We start from the raw sequence: 19,093 nt of genomic DNA, 5'->3' as shown, positions 1-19,093 counted from the left end.
CCATCGGTTTTGACGGGGGGCTTGAGCTTTTGTGCGACAGCTTATTGCTGTCCAGCGTACTCGATATGCCCGTTGCCCACCGCCTTGGCGGCAAACAGGGCGCGATCGGCCCGCATCACCAGCGAGTGGCTTTTCTCGTTGCCCTGCATTTGTGCAATGCCTGCAGACAGGCTGACCTGGATCTTGTCGTTCTGCACAAACACCGGCGAGCGGTGCAGGATCAGCTGCAAGCGGTCTAATACAAAACGGGCGCCCTTGAGGTCGGTCTCCGGCAGGACCAGCAGAAATTCTTCTTGCCCATAGCGCACCATGCTGTCGCTGTCGCGCATGACCGAGCGGCCTACCGTGACCAGATGCTGCAGCAGTTTGTCCGAGCTGTCGATGCCGTGCCGCTTCTTGTGCTCCTCGAAGCTGTCGATGGCGATCAGGGATACCGTCAGCTTGGTACGTGTCGACTGCGCTTTGCTGACCTCTTTGGCCAGCGTCTTGTCCATGCCCAGCCGGTTCTGTACCCCGGTAATCAGATCGTGTTCCATGTCGTGGTGGCTCATTTCCACTTCATGCTGCAGTTGCTGCAGGGTTTGGCGGGTTTCGTTCAATTCGGTGCGTGATGCTTCCACCGTTTGCTGCATGGAGCGGGTGGTACTGATCAGGCTGTTGAGCAGGTGCAGTACGCGAGTCTTGTCGTCAGCTTGGCTCAGGTCCTCTATGGAGGTTTCCAGCGTGGCATTCTGCCCGCCCAGGTATTGCACCAGCTGCAGGGTGGTCAGATTGGCGTCCTGTACCACCTGCTGTACCTGTGCAACCAGCTGCGCATCCTGCATCGCGGGCTGTGCGGTGCCGGTCACATCATAGTAAAAGCGGGCGTAATTTTCCGGGGTGGGGGGCAGGCTTTGTTCAGCCAGACGAATCAGGGCAATGCGGGCAATATCAGCAGGAGAGGCAGCCATAGGGTTCCAGTGTGTCGCACTATTCTTGTAGGGATCAGCGGCATCGCCAAAAGCGGACTGCGCGAGTCGGGGCAAGGATAACCAGCGGGCTGCATGAACGCAAGCCTGCAGGCCATGACGAATGCGTGGCTGTGGCCTGATTCGCAGCAAAGCCTGTTAGAATCAGCGCTTTACGCACGCAACGGGAAAAGCGGCATGCATATCCATATCATTGGCATTTGCGGAACCTTCATGGGGGGGATTGCGGCCATTGCCAAAGCAGCGGGGCATCGGGTAACAGGCTGCGATGCGGGGGTGTACCCGCCGATGAGTACCCAGCTGGAGCAGTTGGGCATTGAGTTGATTGAGGGCTTTGCTGAGCAGCAACTGGACTTGCAGCCGGATCTGTTCGTGGTCGGCAATGTGGTGTCGCGCGGTAATCCGCTGATGGAGGCCATCATGGACCGTGGCCTGCCCTATACCTCGGGGCCGCAGTGGCTGGCGGAGCATGTGCTGCGCGGCAAGTGGGTGCTGGCGGTGGCCGGTACCCACGGCAAGACCACCACCAGCTCGATGCTGGCGTGGATATTGGAGCATGCGGGTTTGAATCCAGGGTTCCTGATCGGCGGGGTGCCGATGAACTTTGGTATTTCGGCCCGGTTGACGGACAGCCCGTTCTTTGTGATCGAGGCCGATGAATACGATACCGCCTTCTTCGACAAGCGCTCCAAGTTTGTACATTACCACCCGCGTACCGCGATCCTGAACAATCTGGAGTTTGACCACGCTGATATCTTTGCGGATCTGGCGGCCATCGAAACCCAGTTCCACCACCTGCTGCGTACGGTGCCCCGCGAGGGGAGGGTGATCAGCAATGGCCAGTCGCCCGTGCTGGAGCGAGTGTTGCAGCGCGGCTGCTGGAGCAGCCTGGAACGCTTTGCGGTGGATGCAGGCTGGCAAGCGGGCGCGCCGGATGCGGATAATGGGTGTAGCGTGCTGCTGGGAGGCCAGACGCAGGGTGATTTGCACTGGTCCATGCTGGGTGAGCATAACCGTCACAACGCACTCGCCGCCATTGCGGCGGCACGCCATGCTGGTGTGACGGTGGCGCAGTCACTGGCGGGGCTGGCAGTCTTTCAGAATGTGCGGCGGCGGATGGAGGTACGCGGTACGGTGCGTGACATCACGGTGTACGACGATTTCGCCCACCACCCTACCGCCATTGCCACCACCGTTGCCGGTCTACGTCGCAAGGTGGGGCAGGCACGCATTCTGGCCGTGCTGGAACCGCGCTCCAACACCATGAAGCTGGGTGCCATGAAGGACCAATTGGCCGCCAGCCTGCAGGAGGCGGACCACAGTTTCTGCTATGCGCACAATCTGGGCTGGGACGCAGCTGCAGCTCTGGCCCCTCTTGGTGCGCGGGGACAGTCATTCGAGCAGCTGGACGCGCTGGTGGCAGCAGTGGTGCACATGGCGCAACCGGGTGACCAGATTCTGGTGATGAGCAATGGCGGCTTTGGCGGCATCCACCAGCTGTTGCTGAATGCGCTGGCCTGAATGGCATGGATACCAGCTGGTTTATCCGTAATCTGATCGTTGCTTTTGTATTACCGCCCTTCAGTCTGCTGTGGCTGCTGCTGCTGGCCTGGCTGGGGCGGCAGCGTTTCCCGCGCATTGCTAAAGTGGGCTTCTGGCTAGGGCTGTTCTTACTATACCTGACGGCGACCCCATGGTGTGTCAACCGCCTGGCGGCCGGGCTGGAGCAGGGGATGGCCTGGCAGGCGAATTCCAGTATGCAAGCCATTGTGGTGCTCGGTGGCGGACGCCGCGATGCCATGGCGGATTTTCATGAAGCCAGAACACTGGCAGAGCCCAGCTTGCAGCGTGTGCGCTACGCCGCCTGGTTGCAACGCAAGACGGGCCTGCCGGTGCTGGTGAGTGGCGGCGCACCGGATGGCGGCATGGCCGAGGCGGTGCTGCAGCAGCGGGTGTTGCAAGATGAGTTCGGGGTGCCGGTGCGTTGGGTAGAAGGGCGCTCTAATACCACGGCGGAAAATGCGCGCTTCAGTGCATCGCTGCTACGCCAGCAAGGCATCCAGCACGTCTACGTGGTCAGCGATGGCTGGCATTTGCGGCGCGCGCTGCCGCAATTCCAGCAGCAGGGCCTGCAGGTGCAGCCTGCGGGAGTGGCCTTCCACACGGACTATCAGCCCTGGTACCGCAACTGGGTGCCGGGAGCGACTTCATGGAGGGAAAGTGGTCAGATGCTGCATGAATGGTTGGGTATCGTGTGGTATGCCATTCGGCACTGAATGCGCCCGCCAAGTCGGGATGCAGCGCCAAAAAAGTGTTGTGTTGCCGCAACGGAAGAAACCTTCACATTTGGCGGAAATGGCGCCTGCCGCGCTTCAGGTGACACGCGGGATAAAGTAGCGATGATTTCTTTCGGGCAAGCATTGGCGCGGGTTGACGGCCGGTTTTGCCAAGTCTTCTTATGTTAAGGGCATGCTTGTTGTGACCCCGCAACACTTGCTGTGCAAAACCGGGCGAAACGTGAAAATCAGCTTGGCATGTCGGCGGTGGATGCGGTTAAATGCGCTGGTAGTTTCACAGAATTGGTGTCCGACAGAAGGCACTGATATTGTTGTTAACCATATGGAGTGATCTAAATGAAAAAGCTGATCGCAGTTGCTGTGCTGGGCGCCCTGGCTGCTCCGGCATTCGCTGATAGCGGCAACGTGACCATTTCTGGCTATATGCGTGGCGGCTTGCAGTTTCTGAACAAGCAAGCTACTGGCAAGAACGTGCGCGAAACCCGCGTTGATGGTCGTGGCCAAATCCAGTTCAACATGTCCGAAGATCTGGGTAATGGCCTGACTGCTGTGGGTCAAATCCGCTCCCGTTTTGCTGTTGATGGTTCTGGTAAAGACGAAGGCGGTACTGACCGCACCGGCCAATTTGGTAACCACAACACTTGGGTTGGCCTGAAGGGGTCCTTCGGTCAAGTGCGCTTGGGCAATGGCGAAGACAACTTCGGTGACGGCAAGCACGACAACCTGGAACTGTATGGTGATGAGCTGCATGGTCGCTTTAGCGACAGCTTCACCAGCAACATGATCCGTTACGACATGCCGGCAATGGGCGGCTTCACTGGCTCGCTGCAGTGGTCTACCAAGGAAGACAAGACCACTTCTTTCCGTGGCACTACCGAAACGTCCGTTCGCGTTGACTACGACGCTGCAAACTGGGATGTGGGTGCAGCCTATCTGCGTCAGAAAAACAGTGGTGGTTCTGCCAACACTTGGCAAGTTACCGGTGGCGTGAAGTTTGGTGACTGGGCATTCGGTGCTGAGTATCAGCAATGGAAGCCTTCTAACTTGGCTTCCAATCAGCGCAAAGCCAAGGCTTTCACTTTGTACGCCGGGGCTTCCTTTGGCAAATTTGACTTCCAGATTCAGGCTGGTCGTTTGAAAAACAAAGGTTATGCTGAAAACGTGAAGAAGAGCACCTGGTCGGTTGGTTTGAACTACAACCTGAGCAAGCGCACCAAGTTCTTCACCGAGTACATCCGCAACAAGGTGACCGATACCTCGGCAGAAACCAAGTTCTTCGTGGGTATGAAGCACTCCTTCTAATCGTTGCCTGCAACGGTTTGAAGTCTGAAAAAGCCGCCTTCGGGCGGCTTTTTCTTTTGCGTCTGTTGGCAATCTGGCTAACAATGATCAAGAAACGTCGCCTTGCTGCGACGAATGGGCGTTTTTGCGGCAATTTCCTGAGCGTGGTGCTTAAGCTGAGGGCGGGATTGCGGTAGAATGCGCAGGTTTAGGTCTGGCAGGAATCGAGCGATGAGTGATCAAACGGTAGACAGTGGCAAGCGCCGCTTTCTGCTCGCCGCATCCGGCGTAGCAGGTGGCGTGGCAGTAGCTGGTATTGCGACACCCTTTGTGGCCAGTTGGTTCCCGAGTGCGCGCGCAAAAGCAGCAGGTGCACCGGTGGAAGTAGATGTATCCAAGCTGGAGCCGGGGCAATTGCTGACGGTAGAGTGGCGTGGCAAGCCGGTGTGGATTCTGAGCCGCACCCCGGACATGCTGAGCGTGTTGCCATCGCTGGATGGCAAGCTGGCAGACCCGAAGTCGGAAGATCCGCAGCAACCGGATTACGCCAAGAACACCAACCGTTCGGTCAAGCCTGAGCTGTTTGTGGCGTTGGGCGTCTGTACGCACTTGGGCTGTTCGCCCACCCTGCGCAAGGAAATTGCGCCAGCCGATCTGGGCGCGGACTGGAAGGGCGGCTTCCTTTGCCCCTGTCATGGCTCTCGTTTTGATTTGGCGGGCCGCGTGTATGCCGGTTCCCCTGCCCCGAAAAACCTGGAAATTCCGCCCTACAAGCTCAGCGGTACTACCCTGCTGGTGGGTGATGACGGAAAAGGAGCGTAAGCATGGCGAACAGCGTGCAACAGGACCGAAACGGCCTGCTCGGCTGGGTCAATGAGCGCTTCCCGCTCACCCGCATGTGGGAAGAGCAATGGGGCAAATATGCTGCTCCGAAGAACTTCAACTTCTGGTACTACTTCGGTTCACTGGCGGCTTTGGTGCTGGTGCTGCAGATTGTTACCGGCATTTTCCTGACCATGAACTACGTGCCGGATGCACAGAAGGCATTCTGGTCGGTGGAATACATCATGCGTGATGTGCCGGGTGGCTGGCTGATCCGCAACATGCACTCCACGGGTGCCTCCATGTTCTTTGTGGTGGTCTACCTGCACATGTTCCGTGGCCTGCTGTACGGCTCCTACAAAGCGCCGCGCGAGCTGATCTGGATCTTCGGCGTGATGATTTTCCTGGCGCTGATGGGCGAAGCCTTCTTTGGCTATCTGCTGCCGTGGGGGCAGATGTCCTTCTGGGGCGCACAGGTGATCGTTAACCTGTTCGGCTCGGTGCCGTTCATCGGGCCGGATCTGGCCGTGTGGATTCGTGGTGACTATGTGGTGTCTGGTGTCACCCTGAATCGCTTCTTTGCGCTGCACGTGATTGCGCTGCCGCTGGTGCTGATCGGTCTGGTGGCTGCTCACTTGATGGCACTGCACGAAGTGGGTTCCAACAACCCGGACGGCATTGAAGTGAAGAAGCAGCCGAAAGACCCGAAGACCGGCCTGTATCTGGATGCGATCTATAGCCACCCTTACTACACCATCAAGGATATTTATGGTGTGGTGGTATTCCTGATCGTGTTCACCGCTATTGTGTTCTTCATGCCGGAAATGGGTGGCTACTTTTTGGAGTACAACAACTTCATCCCGGCAGACCCGCTGAAGACGCCACCGCATATTGCGCCGGTATGGTACTTCACCCCGTTCTACGCCATCCTGCGCGCGGTTCCGCCGATTCTGGGTTCCCAGTTCCCCGGTGTGGCCGCCATGGGCGCCTCCGTGCTGGCCTTTGCCTTCCTGCCATGGCTGGACCGTAGCCCGGTGAAGTCGATCCGCTACCGTGGCGTGCTATACAAGAGCGCACTGGCCCTGTTTGTGGTGGCCTTCTTGGGTCTGGGCTATCTGGGCACCAAGCCGCCAACTGACATGGGTACACTGATCGCCCGTATCCTGAGCGTGGTTTACTTCGCCTTCTTCATTCTGATGCCGGTGTTTACCAGCATCGACAAAGTGAAACCGGTGCCTAGCCGGGTAACCATGTGAGCAAGGGACGGATACGGTGATGAAATTGACCCGCATGATCAAGCAACTGCTGTTGCTGGCCTGTGTCGCCCCGGTGCTGGCTCTGGCTAATGAGTCGTCTGTGCAGCTCGACCACGTCGAGATCAACCCGCGCAATCAGGAATCCCTGCAGCGTGGCGCACAGGTGTTTGTCAACTACTGCTTGTCTTGTCACTCCGCCCAGGCCATGCGTTTCAATGGTCTGGCCGACATTGGCATTCCGGAAGAGCAGATCAAGGCCAATATGCTGTTCGCGGCCGACAAGGTAACCGACCCGATGACGGTGGCCATGAACGGCAAGGAAGCCAAGGAGTGGTTTGGCGCGGTTCCGCCGGACCTCTCCGTGATTGCCCGCACCAAGGACAACGGTGCCGACTGGCTGTACACCTACCTGCGCGGTTTCTACCGTGACAGCAGCCGCCCGACCGGCTGGAACAACAAAGTGTTCGACAAGGTAGGCATGCCGCACGTGCTGTGGGAGCTGCAAGGCGAGCAAGTGGCCGTCTACAAGACGGAGAAAGATCACGAAAACAAACCGCACCAAGTGCTGGAAAAGCTGGAACTGGTGAAGCCGGGCCTGCTGACCTCACTGAATGATGGCAAGGCCAACACCCTTGAATATGACCGTAAGGTGACCGATCTGGTCAACTATCTGGTCTGGATGGGTGAGCCGCATCAGGTGTTCCGCGAGCAGCTGGGCTACGGCGTACTGTTCTTCCTGATCCTGATCCTGCTGCCGTTTGTCTATCTGCTGAAGCAGGACTACTGGAAAGAAGTGCATTAAGCACACGCCGGTTTGTCTGGTGTGTAGAAACGGGGGCTTGGCCCCCGTTTTTTTATGCTGGTCGCAGCTATTATTTGGCTGGTTTTTCTTGTTTTCCTCTTTGTTTTCATGGACTTGTAATCTTTTTCTGGTCATGGGCATGTCCACTTTGCTAAAATGCCGCTTTCACGATTTGTTTGATGGAGCGACGTCCGCATCATGATGACCCTGTACTCCGGGACCACCTGCCCGTTCAGCCACCGTTGCCGCATTGTGCTGTTTGAAAAAGGCATGGATTTCCAGATTGTGGATGTGGACATTCACAACAAGCCAGAAGATCTGGCGGTGATGAATCCCTACAACCAGGTGCCGGTGCTGGTCGAGCGGGACCTCATCCTGCATGAGTCCAACATCATCAATGAGTACATTGATGAACGCTTCCCGCATCCGCAACTGATGCCGGCCGATCCGATCATGCGCGCACGTGCACGCTTGTTCCTGCATGGCTTTGAACGGGAGCTGTTTGTTCATGTCGAGGCATTGGAAGAGGGCAGCAAGGGCGTGGACAAGGCACGCGCCGCCATTCGTGATGGCCTGAGCAAGCTGGCCCCGATCTTCACCAAGCAGAAATACATGCTGGGCGAGGAGTTTTCCATGCTGGACGTGGCGGTCGCCCCGCTGCTGTGGCGCCTGGAACACTATGGCATTGAGCTGCCGAAGACGGCCGCGCCGGTGCTGAAGTACGCCGAGCGCCTGTTCAGCCGCCAGGCCTTTATTGATTCGCTGACTGCTTCCGAAAAGGCCATGCGCAAGTGAGTGTGATCACGACCACCCCTTACTTTATCCGCGCCATTCATGAATGGTGCTGTGATAACGGTATGACGCCGTATCTGGTGGTCGCGGTCTCCGCGCAGACTCGCGTTCCGGTAGAGTATGTGAAGGATGGTGAAATCACCCTCAACATCAGCCCGACGGCCACCCAAGGCTTGCAAATCGGGAATGAGGTGATTACCTTTTCCGCCCGCTTCAATGGGGCCTCCCGCCAGATTTATGTGCCGGTGAACCGGGTGCGTGCGGTGTTTGCCCGCGAGGATGGTACCGGCATGGCGTTTGAGGTGAACGACGATGGCCAGCCGGAGCCACCACCTACGGATGAAGGCCCGGGGGATGAGGTGCAGCCTGAGCCGGAGAAGGCCGAGCGCCCCAGGCTGAAAGTTGTCAAATAAGCATCACGCCCTGTACAGGGATGAGGCCTCGGTGTGGAATCCCCGTGCTGAGGCTTCCAATTTGCTGTTGCTTCTTTTAAACTAGCCGACCGCATCGGGTAACAGGTTGATGCGAATGCCGACGTAGCTCAGTAGGTAGAGCAGCGCACTTGTAATGCGAAGGTCACCAGTTCGATTCCGGTCGTCGGCACCACCCTGTTTCAGCAGCAAGGTTTCATTCAGCCTTCCCGGCCTGCCGCGAGTCGATCGGCCACAACGTGCCCGTAGCTCAACTGGATAGAGCACCAGCCTTCTAAGCTGGGGGTTACAGGTTCGATCCCTGTCGGGCACGCCATCTCACCCCATGCTGTTTAATGATCCTCCAGTGGTACCCACACCACGCCCTGCATCAGGCAGCGCGCCGTGCGCGTCATGTTCACCTGCCGCACCTGCCATTGGCCTGCCACCGACTCCACCGTCGCATCCACCTCGTTATAGCCCGATGGATGACCGAAGCGCACCAGACTGCCGTCAACCGGGCGGCTCAGGGCATGGGCCAGGGTGCCAGGAATCAAGGTGGCTACCGCCAGCGCCAGGCTGCCGGTGCCGGTAAAGGCATGGTGCAGCTTGCCCATCGACAGGATGCGGGCCGTAAGATGCTGCTGCTCTCGCCGGACAGGCTCGCCCGTGGTGCTGGCATAATCCTGCGCGACACTCAGCAGCGCCAGCTTGGGGGTGGCAGGCCGCAGTTGACTGGCTTCAGCCACGGTCCGGGCCAGTCCCATGGCAACGGCACCGCTGGCGCGAATCGTCTCCAGCCGGGCCAGTAAGCCCGCATCCGCGTTGATTTCTGCCGGTAACTCGGTTCCGTTCAGGCCCAGGTCCACTGCGCGCACCAGAATCAGCGGGTTGCTGCAATCCAGCAAGGTGGCTTCCAGGGTATTGCCATCGGGTAAGTGCAGGATGTCTAGCGGCTGCCCCGTCGGGAACAGCCCGGCGGACTCTCCTGCCGGATCCAGATAAGCCAGCTGGATGGCCGCCCCGGGAAAAGCCAGGCCATCAAGCTTGAAATCGCCCTCGCAGGCGGGCCAGCCCTGCTGCAGCGGGACGGTGGCGATGATGCGCTGCCCCAGGTTCTGCTGCCAGATACGGATGTCTACTTGCTCGCCTTGCGCGGGCAGCAGCCCCATCAGCAAGGCCGCCGGGCCTACCGCAGCACTCAGGTTGCCGCAATTGCCGGATTCATCCAGCGTGCCGCGCTGAATATCGACATGCCCGAACCAGTAGTCCACATCGCAATCCGGCTGGGTACTGCGCTGCAGGATCACCACCTTGCTGGTGCTGGAAATGCCGGTACCCATGCCATCCATCTGTGCGCCGTAAGGGTCCGGGCTGCCCACCGCACGGATCAGAAGGGTGCGGCGCAAAGCCGGGTCGTCAGGCAGATCGGCCTCATTGAAGAACAGCCCCTTGCTGGTGCCACCTCGCATATAGAGCGCGGGTAGTCGGTATAGGGTCATGATGACTCCTGCACATGATCATGAGGGCAATTATGCAACAAGCCTCAGCTGGATCGCGCGTTTCATGCAACGGTAACCCGCATGTAGGAAACGGTCGGTATAACGGAGGCCGATGACGCAAGCGTCGTTGCGCCGCAGCAGAGAACGGGATGCGCCTGCTCTGCGGTGTGCCCCGGTACGTTGCCGGGGTACGCCAAATGAAATCAATACTCAAGGGAATGATCATGCAAAAGAAACTGACGGTAGCGCTGATGGCTACCATGCTGGCCCCGGCTGCCTTTGCCGACAGCGGCAATGTCACCATTTCCGGCTATGTGCGTGCCGGTGTGCAGTGGAAGAACAAAATGGCTTCAAATGCTGCTGATGCCTCTGAAGTTGGCGTGGATGGTCGTGGCGAAATGGCCTTTTCCGGCACCGAAGACCTGGGCAATGGTCTGTCAGCGGTATGGATCGTGCGTCAGCGCTTTGCCATGGATGGCAGTGGCTACGACGAAAACGGCAAGTCGCGTGATGGGACCTTTGGTAACGATCGCGCCTATGTGGGCCTGAAGGGTGGCTTCGGTCAGATGGTGTTTGGCCGTGGCTACGACAACTTCAATGACGGCAAGCACGACCAGTTTGTGGTGATGGGGGCTGGCGGCACCGGCGGCAACAAGAATGCGGCCGATGGAAAGGCATCCGGCACGACCGTGTTTGGTCGTCCGGGCAGCACCAAGAACATGGTCCGTTACAACAGCCCGAACCTGAGTGGTTTCACCGGTTCGCTGCAATGGTCTACCGGTGAGGATAAGACTGCCACCACCAAGGCCACCACCTCCACCAGCCTGCGTCTGGATTACGATGCGGCCGATTGGGACATCGGTGCCGGTTACGAAAAGCTGTCGCAATCCGCAGGCAGCACCAATACCTATAACCTGACCGGCGGTGCCAAGTTTGGTGACTTTAGTGCCTACGCTGAATATCAGCGCAAGAAGGAACCGGGCAACAAGACCACCAAGGCCTTCGGTGTGTACGCCTACTACACCATTGGCAAGGTGGATCTGGGCCTGTTCGCTGCCCGCGAGAAGTACAGCTTCAACAGCAACCGCCGCAGCATTCTGTCGCTGCGCGCTGCTTACAACCTGAGCAAGCGTACCTCGGCCTTCATTGAAACCATGCGTGACAAGACCACCAACGAAGACAGCCGTAACCGCTTCTTCATCGGCATGCGCCACGCATTCTGATCGTTTTAGCTCGGTCTCCTATGGTCACTGCAGCCGGTGGCTGCAGTCTTGAAACCTCCCTTCGGGGAGGTTTTTTTATGCGATGGCAAAAGGTAAATCGACCTTTCGTCGGCTGCCGCAGGCACAGGTTCAAAATGACTGACCGTTGATCGGCTAGTCATGGTTTCCCCCTCGGGGACAGGACTAGGATAAAAACCGGAAGACCGGTTCGCCACGAAAGGAGGTGAGCTGTGAAACCCTCTCGGTTGTTCCTGTATATCACTTTGCTGCTCCCCCTGCCTGCTGTTGCCAGTCTGAGCATGGCACCACCACCTGATCCTGCAGCCCAGTCCGTGGAGTTTGTGTCGAGTACCCTGGCGTTGCCACCGGATGTGCTGCGCCGGGTGAGCATGGCGGCAGAGCAGGGCGATGCAGAAGCGGAATATGCCATGGGGCGCTTGCATGAACAGGGCTATGGTTTGCCGCTGGATTATCCATTGGCCCGGCAGTGGTTCCTGCGTGCGGCCGATCATGGCAGCGCGGATGCCCAGTTCAGCCTTGCCATGATGATGCTCAATGGGGTGGGCGGCAGCAAGGATGAAGCGGAAGCGCTGCATCGGTATCAGCAGGCGGCCCAGCAGGGCATGCCTGCCGCGTGGTACAACATGGGCGTGATGCTGGAAAATGGGGTGGCCGGGCCGCGTGATGTGCCCGCCGCGATGCAGGCCTACCAGAAAGCTGCGGTACTGGGTTTGCCACAGGCGCAATATAACTTGGCACAGCTGCTGGACAGTGGTGAAGAGGTGCAACGAGACGCAGGGGCGGCCTTCAACTGGTACCGGCTGGCCGCGGAGTCCGGCCTGCCTGCCGCCCAGAATAATCTGGCGACCTTCTATCTGGCGGGCGATGGGGTGGAGCGTGATCTGGTGGCTGCCCTGTACTGGTTCTATCAGGCTGCGCGGCAGAATTACCCTTTGGCCCGCGATAACCTGCAACGGCTGTGCGAGCATGGCTTGCAGCCCGCTTGCTCGCTGTATTGATGCCAGCGCTTTAGTGGAGAGGCTGAGTCCGGGTTGCGCCGGATCAAGCCTGTTGCGTCTGCTTGCCCGGGTGTGTGTGGATACCGTTACAATGAAGGCGTGGGGTGTTGTACCCCGCGCCTTTTGCCGGAGTCCACATGCTGTATCACACACTGGGCGACAGCCCGCTCAAGGTTTCCGCCATCTGTCTGGGCAGCATGACCTGGGGCGAACAGAACCATGAAGCCGATGCCCATGCACAATTGTCGATGGCGGCGGAGCACGGCATCAATTTTATTGATACCGCCGAAATGTACCCGGTCCCGGCGCGTGCCGAGACCGCTGGTCGAACCGAGCAGTATCTGGGCAGCTGGCTGGTGCAGCAGGCACGCGATCGTTTCATCATCGCCACCAAGGCGGCGGGCCCCACCCGGGGCATGGACTGGTTGCGTCCGCATGAGGCCATCCAGTACACCCGGCAGCAATTGCAGCAAGCTGTCGACCACAGCTTGCGCCGTCTGCAAACCGACTACATTGACCTCTACCAGCTGCATTGGCCCGCACGCCATGTGCCGATGTTTGGCGGCACCCGTTATCAAGCACAAAGTGACCCGGCGGATACGCCCTCGGTGCATGCCCAGCTGGAAGCCCTTTCCGCGCTGGTGGCGAGTGGCAAGGTGCGCTACATCGGGGTGTCCAACGAAACCGCGTGGGGGGTGATGCAATTCGTGCGGTTGGCCGAGCAATATGGTTTGCCGCGCATTGTCTCCATTCAGAATGCCTACAGCCTGGTCAACCGCAGCTTTGAGTCGGCACTAGCCGAAGTGGCGGACCGTGAGCGTGTGCCGCTGCTGGCCTACAGCCCGCTCGCCTTTGGCGCACTCAGCGGCAAATATCTGGACGACCCGGCTGCAAACGGCCGTTTGTCGGCCTTCCCGGCCTTTGGGGGGCGCTATCGCAAACCTCAGGCACAGCAAGCGATTGCCCGCTATGTGGCCTTGGCCCGTGAGCGGGGGCTGGACCCCGCGCAAATGGCGCTGGCCTTTGTCCGACAGCAATCCTTCGTCGCCAGCACCATCATTGGCGTGACCACCTGCCCGCAACTGCAGTCGGCACTGGATAGCCAGCAGCTGACGCTGGATGCCGAGCTGCTCGCCGCCATCGACATGATTCAACAGGATTCCCCCAATCCAGCCCCCTGAAGGGCTGCTCAGGACTCAATATGGACTATTTCCCGGTTTTCTTTCAGCTGCGTGACCTGCCAGTGCTGGTGGTGGGCGGTGGCGAGGTGGCAGCGCGCAAGGCACGCTTGTTGCAGGATGCACATGCGAAGGTGGAGATTGTTGCGCCAGAGTTGTGCGACGCGCTGAGAGCCGAAGTCGCGGCAGGGCGCATGCGCCATCAGCCGGCCTGTTTCCTGCCGGAGCACCTGCAGGAAGTGCGGCTGGTGATTGCCGCAACCAATGACCCGGCGGTGAATCGAGCGGTATTCGAGGCGGCTGAAGCACAACGTATCCCGGTCAATGTGGTGGACCAACCCGAGCTGTGCCGTTTCATCATGCCCGCCATTGTCGATCGCTCCCCGCTGGTGATTGCCGTCTCGACTTCAGGTGGGGTGCCGGTGCTGGCGCGTCATCTGCGAACCCGGCTGGAAGGGCTGATTCCCCACGGCTATGGCGAGCTGGCCAAACTGGCGGGGTCTTTCCGCAGTCAGGCGAAACAGAAATTGCCGGACCCGGCCAGCCGTCGCCTGTTCTGGGAGGACGTACTGGAAGGCACGGTGGCCGAGCAGGTGTTCGCCGGTCAGCTGGAAGCGGCCCGAGAGACGCTGGCGCGGCAACTGGAGGCGGCGGATGCCGCCCAGCTACAGCAGGGCTGTGTCTATCTGGTGGGCGGTGGTCCCGGTAACCCGGATCTGCTGACCTTCCGCGCCCTGCGCTTGATGCAGCTGGCGGATGTGGTGCTGTACGACAATCTGGTGGCCCCGGCCATTCTTGAGCTGGTGCGCCGCGATGCGGACCGGGTGTACGTCGGCAAGCGCAGCAACAACCACGCGCTGCCGCAACAGGACATCAATCTGCTGATGGTGGAGCTGGCGCAGCAAGGCAAGAAGGTGCTGCGCCTGAAGGGCGGCGACCCCTTCATCTTTGGCCGAGGCGGGGAAGAGATCGAAACCCTGGCCGAGCATGGCATCCCGTTTGAAGTGGTGCCGGGCATTACCTCGGCTGCCGGGGCCTCCTGTTATGCCGGTATCCCGCTGACACACCGCGACTACGCACAAGCCTGTACCTTTGTCACCGGTCATCGCCGCGAGGGTGAAACCCGGCTGGACTGGGCGCGGCTAAGCCACCCCAGCGAAACGGTGGTGGTCTATATGGGCGTGGCACAGGCGCCGGACATCTGCCGTCAGTTGATCGAGCATGGCCGCTTGCCGGAAACACCGGTCGCCGTGGTCGAGCAGGCCACCACCCGGCAGCAGCGGGTACGCACCGGCACCTTGGCGGAGCTGCCCAGCTTGATCGAGACACACGGCATTCGTTCGCCGGCGCTGATCATCATTGGTGACGTGGTGCGGCTGCACGACAAGCTGCGCTGGCACGACGACCGTGCCGATCCGCTCTAACCCGGGCGGCGTGTACGCCAGCGACGCCACAGGGCAGGGCCGGTGAGCAGCATCAGCAGCAGGCCCAGTCCGGCCAGCGACACCCGGTTCTGTGCTGCCCACTGTCCGGCAGATTGCAGGTATTCGGCGCGTGCGGCCTGTGCGGCCGCGTCAAAGTCCGGCTCAGGGCAGTGGGTACCAAAGCGGATGTTCTCACTGTCCAGCAGCATGCCTCCCTTGCCATCGAGCAAGGCGCCGTGCTGGAGATAGCGCAGATAGTAGGTACGGGATTGATCCGGATCGCTTCGCTGCACCCAGGCACCGGCCTTGCACAGCAGGGTGGCGTAGGCTTGCGTGTGAGAAGGGATGGCATCTGCGGCCTGTTCGGCCAGCCGGGCGGCCGTATGGCGATAGTGGAAACGCAGCTCTGGTGGCGCACTCTCACGCCAGTGGATGCGTCGCTCGATATTTCCCACAAAGGCATCGTTGGATTCCAGCGTGACTTCCGGGCCGTCGTACTGGCCGCCATTGGAAAAGTAATCCGGCGCCATTTCATAGCCCATCATCTCCATGCCGTGGTCACGCGCCAACCGCGCCGCACGGTACAGGGCTTCGGCACGCCCGGCGCGGGTCCAGGCGCTGCGGCTGTCGGCCAGAGCGGAGGCATAGGCTTCGACATGCTCCCTGACCTGCGGGTCCGCAAACCAGGCATTGTCCGCCGCGTGGAAGTAGGGCAGGGCCTCGGTGTAACGGCCATGCCGCACCAGCCGGCGTGCGAGCAAGTCCCGCAGCTGGGCGGCGGGCTGGGTGGCTGGCCAGCGCATGGCCGGGTTGTACTCGGGCTGCTTCTGGCCATCCACCATGCGGTACGCGGGTGAGGGTGGTTGCGGCACCTTGCGGTCCACAAACGCTTTCAGCTCCTCCACCGTCAAGACCCGCTCGGCCAGATACGCCGCATCCATCCAGTGCTGGTCGGCTTGCTGGTAGAGCAGCTGGAAGGCTTTAAGCGTTTCATCCCGCGAGAGGTGCAGCAGCGCGGCCTCGCCTTGCAGTTGCAGGCGGGTGCGGTCACTGTCGGCAGAGGTGAGCAGACGCAAGGCAGCTGCATAGTGTTGGGCTGCACGGCGCTGATTGCTTTCACGCAGGGCCAGCTTGGCCAGCACCCAGTGGTTCCACGCGCCTTTGCCACGTTCCGCCCAGGTTTGGGCCAGGGCATAGTCTCCCCCGCCGTAGGCGGCTGCGGCCAGACGGCCCGATTCGGGAAAGTCTGCCAGCCCGGCAGACTGGACCAGCAGGGTGAGCTGACGCAGTGGGGAGTCCTGGGTCCGCAAGTCGCTCAGATCGGGCTTATCGCCAAAGGTGGTTTCCCACTGCAGCCGGTTGCCGGCATGATCCAGCACATAGGCGGCCAGCAGACGTTGAACCAGTGGATTGTGCAGGATGAGGCGAGTGTCCTGCGGCTGTTGCAGCAAGGTACGGGCAAGTTGCTTGAGTGAACTGCGGCCACTGGCATCACCATAGCTGGCCTGGGTGGCATACAGGGTAAGGGCAGCTTCCAGCTTGCCCTGGTCCAGCAACAGGCGTGCCTCTTCACCATAGCTGGCCACCGCCAGAAACAGCGGGTCCGGCCAGCCTTGGGCTGCACGTTCCCGGCTGCGCGCAAATGCCGCGTGCGCCTGGGGGGCATCTCCATTCAGGCTGTAGAGTTTGCCCAACATATAGTACGCCCAGATGCCGCGACTGCGCTGTTCTGCCTCTGGTAACTGCGAGATGGCAGTAAAGCGCTGGAGAGCGGTATCAAAGTCATGTTCGCGATAGTCGACGGCGGCCGCGGTGTAGAGCCGTATGGCTTCCGGCAGGCCTTGACCCAGTGCGTAGGCGCGCTCACCGTTGCGCTCGGCGCGCATGGCTTGTACCTGTTTGAATTGGCTGGCGCTCAAGGTTTGCTTGTCGATGGATTCCCGATCCGGCAAGGGAGGCAGATCATACAACCCTTGCTCCCACTCTTTTTCCAGATCACGCCCTACGGGTAATTTCAACGCGGGCTTGGGCACCAGCCGCTGTGCATCGTGACGGAAGCCGCTGCTGGGTGGCGCTTGCAGGGTGAACCGGCGGTCGCTCAGCAGCAAGTTGAATTCCGGACCGCAGGCATAGACCACCAAGCCGAGCAGGGCAGAGCTGGCCAGCAGCAGGCGTGGGGACAACGGAAGACGAAGGCGCATGGGTGGGCTCAGTCGTGAATGATGAGGGAGGAAGGTGGGGCGCTGCAGCGCAACCAGCCAATGTTGAGCCGCTGACCGGGGCGCAACAGGCCGGCTTGCTGACGCTGCAACAGCAGGCCGTTGACGCCCTCTTGCGCGCGGTAGGGGCCAATACCATCGCCCGTGCCGCACGTGTAGGGCGCTTCCAGCATGGCTGGCAGGGGGGCATCCACATTGCCATCGTTGATCAAGGTCACATCATGCAGCCCAGCACGGTCACGGGCCGTCAGCCCGACCCGGATCCGGGGTAGTAAAGGCTGATTGTGGATTACCGCTTGCAAGGTGCTGAGCTGCCAGGCGCGCTGGTCCTCGCGCGTGGGCAGACGAAACCAGACGAAGCCGCTCAAGCCTTTGGGCGGGTCCTGCCGCAAGCGCTGCAGCAAGGCAGCAACCTGGGCGGGCGGCACAATCAGCTCCTGGCGCTGTGCACCGGTCACGCCGGTACGGGCTTCACTCTCAATACCGACCAGATTGCCCCAGTCATCAAAACTGACCATCGAGCCATAACTGGGCAAGGCGACGCGAAACGGTTGATCCGTCGAGCGGGACAGGCGGCGAATCCAGTCCTCAGCCTGTTGCGGGTGAAACAGGCCCTTGCGTGGGTTCTGTACGGCATGCACCTGCAGTACGCGCTGATCGCTGGCCGCGATGATGTGGCCCAGCTGCGCGCTATCCAGCCAGGCGGGCAGCATGGTGATCGACAACGGTAACTTGCCCTTAAGCTGCTGCCGCAAGGTCTGCAGGAAGCGGGTATAAGCGGGCAGGCTGTTCTCGCCACAATCATGGTCGATTTCCAGCCCGGCCAGCGGAATACCCAGACTTTGCCACTGCGCCAGGGTGTCCATGATGGTGCGCAAGGTGTCCGCTTCATTATATTGGCCGAGTGCGCCATTCATCCGCACCACCAGCCACACCGGGTGCGCCGAGCGTTGCAAGGCGGCAGCATTCACCTTGACCCGGTACCAGCTGCCGGACCGTGCGTCGCCCTCCAGCCCCAAGACTCGCCACTGCTGGAACAACGCGCCACCCTCTTGCACCGCCTGCAGCAGGGCCGGACGCCAGGCTCGCTGCCAGATATAGGCATCATGTCCCCACTGTGGCGCGGCCTGCTCCGGCTGGCAAGCCAGCAACAGGCAGCATGACAAACCGCACAGCAGACGATAAAGCCACATAAGGCAAACCCGGGGCAGACGCAGTGAACCAGAATGCGCTGAGTATAAGGGCTGCCACCGTGACACGGTGTGAAGGTTTACGCCGGGGGCGTGAGAGGGGCTTAACAGTCTGCGGTCATGGCTGGCATGGCATAGGTTAGAAAAAAATTTGCTTGTCATGATCGGGTTGGAAAAGAGTCATAAATCCATGTTATAGTTATGGGTTTATATATTTCCTTGGCTTAACTTCAGGAGTGTGTACGACATGAAAGCGATTTTTGCCGGTTTACTGTTGACCTTGGGCGTGATGTCTGCCGCGCAGGCTCGCCAATCGGCCCCGGTGATTGACTGGATTGACATCCCTGTGGCGACCGCATCCGGCAAGCCAGTCAAGGCTGAGCAAGTGCGTGAGGCGATCATCGCAGCAGGAAACGGGCTGACCTGGGAAGTGCATGCCAACCCGAACGGCAAAGGGCTGGTGGCAACTGTGCTGGTGCGTAACAAGCACACGGCTGTCGTGAATATCCCCTACGATGCAACCAAATACTCCATCCTGTATAGCAGCAGCATTAACTTGAACTATGAAGTGTCCAATCTGGATGTTTATCGGCAGATGGCTCCGAACGACAAGTCTCCTGACGGTATTCGCGTGATTCATCCGAACTACAACAGCTGGGTCAATAACCTGCGCATGGCTATTCAGCGGGAACTGAACAAGCTGTAAGCGG

16 protein-coding genes, 2 tRNA genes and 1 pseudogene are annotated in these 19,093 nt (G+C 60.0%); 15 read left to right on the top strand and 4 right to left on the bottom strand.

What is annotated here, in order from left to right:
* Window positions 1–41 precede the first annotated feature (41 nt).
* Window positions 42–950: a GGDEF domain-containing protein gene (locus tag ACE3O2_RS09425; protein WP_168877798.1), complete on the bottom strand. Its 909-nt coding sequence runs from the start codon at window positions 948–950 to the stop codon at window positions 42–44.
* A 195-nt stretch (window positions 951–1,145) separates the two neighbouring features.
* Here ACE3O2_RS09425 and mpl point away from each other — a divergent pair, with 195 nt between their 5' ends.
* From mpl to ACE3O2_RS09375, 10 genes are all read left to right on the top strand, one after another.
* The gene (gene mpl, locus ACE3O2_RS09420) at window positions 1,146–2,489 is read left to right on the top strand and encodes a UDP-N-acetylmuramate:L-alanyl-gamma-D-glutamyl-meso-diaminopimelate ligase (RefSeq protein ID WP_374336899.1); all 1,344 of its coding nucleotides are present in this window, start codon (window positions 1,146–1,148) and stop codon (window positions 2,487–2,489) included.
* A gap of 5 nt (window positions 2,490–2,494) precedes the next feature.
* Window positions 2,495–3,244, top strand: a complete 750-nt coding sequence (locus ACE3O2_RS09415; protein WP_374336897.1) for a YdcF family protein — start codon at window positions 2,495–2,497, stop codon at window positions 3,242–3,244.
* Window positions 3,245–3,601: 357 nt separating this feature from the next.
* Window positions 3,602–4,567, top strand: coding sequence for a porin (locus tag ACE3O2_RS09410; RefSeq protein WP_374336895.1), 966 nt, complete (start codon window positions 3,602–3,604; stop codon window positions 4,565–4,567).
* Between the two features lie 210 nt (window positions 4,568–4,777).
* Entirely contained in the window at window positions 4,778–5,368 is a 591-nt protein-coding gene (gene petA, locus ACE3O2_RS09405) for a ubiquinol-cytochrome c reductase iron-sulfur subunit (protein WP_168877794.1), read from the top strand.
* Window positions 5,369–5,370: 2 nt separating this feature from the next.
* Entirely contained in the window at window positions 5,371–6,624 is a 1,254-nt protein-coding gene (locus tag ACE3O2_RS09400) for a cytochrome bc complex cytochrome b subunit (protein WP_374336893.1), read from the top strand.
* Between the two features lie 19 nt (window positions 6,625–6,643).
* Entirely contained in the window at window positions 6,644–7,426 is a 783-nt protein-coding gene (locus ACE3O2_RS09395; protein ID WP_168877792.1) for a cytochrome c1, read from the top strand.
* Window positions 7,427–7,624: 198 nt separating this feature from the next.
* On the top strand, window positions 7,625–8,221 hold the full coding sequence (locus ACE3O2_RS09390; protein ID WP_168877791.1) for a glutathione S-transferase N-terminal domain-containing protein: 597 nt from the start codon (window positions 7,625–7,627) through the stop codon (window positions 8,219–8,221).
* Entirely contained in the window at window positions 8,218–8,631 is a 414-nt protein-coding gene (locus ACE3O2_RS09385; RefSeq protein ID WP_168877790.1) for a ClpXP protease specificity-enhancing factor, read from the top strand. Before ACE3O2_RS09390 ends, ACE3O2_RS09385 begins: the two co-directional genes overlap by 4 nt.
* Before the next feature lie 117 nt (window positions 8,632–8,748).
* Window positions 8,749–8,824: transfer RNA gene (locus ACE3O2_RS09380), tRNA-Thr, on the top strand.
* Window positions 8,825–8,888: 64 nt separating this feature from the next.
* Window positions 8,889–8,965: transfer RNA gene (locus ACE3O2_RS09375), tRNA-Arg, on the top strand.
* Window positions 8,966–8,981: 16 nt separating this feature from the next.
* On the opposite strand, the gene ACE3O2_RS09370 is transcribed toward ACE3O2_RS09375, so the two are convergent.
* Window positions 8,982–10,130, bottom strand: a complete 1,149-nt coding sequence (locus ACE3O2_RS09370) for a 2-methylaconitate cis-trans isomerase PrpF family protein (protein ID WP_374336890.1) — start codon at window positions 10,128–10,130, stop codon at window positions 8,982–8,984.
* Between the two features lie 224 nt (window positions 10,131–10,354).
* Here ACE3O2_RS09370 and ACE3O2_RS09365 point away from each other — a divergent pair, with 224 nt between their 5' ends.
* The 4 genes and pseudogenes from ACE3O2_RS09365 to cysG all read left to right on the top strand — a co-directional run bounded on the left by ACE3O2_RS09365 (window position 10,355) and on the right by cysG (window position 15,020).
* The gene (locus ACE3O2_RS09365; protein WP_374336889.1) at window positions 10,355–11,353 is read left to right on the top strand and encodes a porin; all 999 of its coding nucleotides are present in this window, start codon (window positions 10,355–10,357) and stop codon (window positions 11,351–11,353) included.
* A gap of 230 nt (window positions 11,354–11,583) precedes the next feature.
* Entirely contained in the window at window positions 11,584–12,372 is a 789-nt protein-coding gene (locus tag ACE3O2_RS09360; protein WP_374336888.1) for a tetratricopeptide repeat protein, read from the top strand.
* 137 nt (window positions 12,373–12,509) lie between these two features.
* Window positions 12,510–13,553, top strand: coding sequence for an NADP(H)-dependent aldo-keto reductase (locus tag ACE3O2_RS09355; RefSeq protein ID WP_374336886.1), 1,044 nt, complete (start codon window positions 12,510–12,512; stop codon window positions 13,551–13,553).
* Window positions 13,554–13,573: 20 nt separating this feature from the next.
* Window positions 13,574–15,020 (top strand): annotated as a pseudogene (cysG, locus tag ACE3O2_RS09350) (siroheme synthase CysG).
* Here the strand turns inward: cysG and ACE3O2_RS09345 are convergent.
* Both ACE3O2_RS09345 and ACE3O2_RS09340 read right to left on the bottom strand, forming a co-directional pair.
* Window positions 14,971–17,175, bottom strand: a complete 2,205-nt coding sequence (locus ACE3O2_RS09345) for a tol-pal system YbgF family protein (RefSeq protein WP_374336885.1) — start codon at window positions 17,173–17,175, stop codon at window positions 14,971–14,973. The pseudogene cysG and the gene ACE3O2_RS09345 overlap by 50 nt on opposite strands.
* An 8-nt stretch (window positions 17,176–17,183) precedes the next feature.
* Window positions 17,184–18,386 (bottom strand): DUF3142 domain-containing protein, encoded by a 1,203-nt coding sequence (locus tag ACE3O2_RS09340; RefSeq protein WP_374336883.1) that lies wholly within the window; start codon window positions 18,384–18,386, stop codon window positions 17,184–17,186.
* A 244-nt stretch (window positions 18,387–18,630) separates the two neighbouring features.
* Here ACE3O2_RS09340 and ACE3O2_RS09335 point away from each other — a divergent pair, with 244 nt between their 5' ends.
* A complete protein-coding gene (locus ACE3O2_RS09335) occupies window positions 18,631–19,089 on the top strand; it encodes a hypothetical protein (RefSeq protein WP_374336881.1) in 459 nt (152 codons plus the stop codon).
* Window positions 19,090–19,093: the final 4 nt, after the last annotated feature.

This window comes from Leeia sp., from assembly GCF_041909055.1.
Lineage (GTDB): Bacteria > Pseudomonadota > Gammaproteobacteria > Burkholderiales > Leeiaceae > Leeia > Leeia aquatica.
The sequence above is the reverse complement of the archived record's forward strand: the minus strand, read 5'-3'. Positions and strand labels throughout refer to the sequence as shown.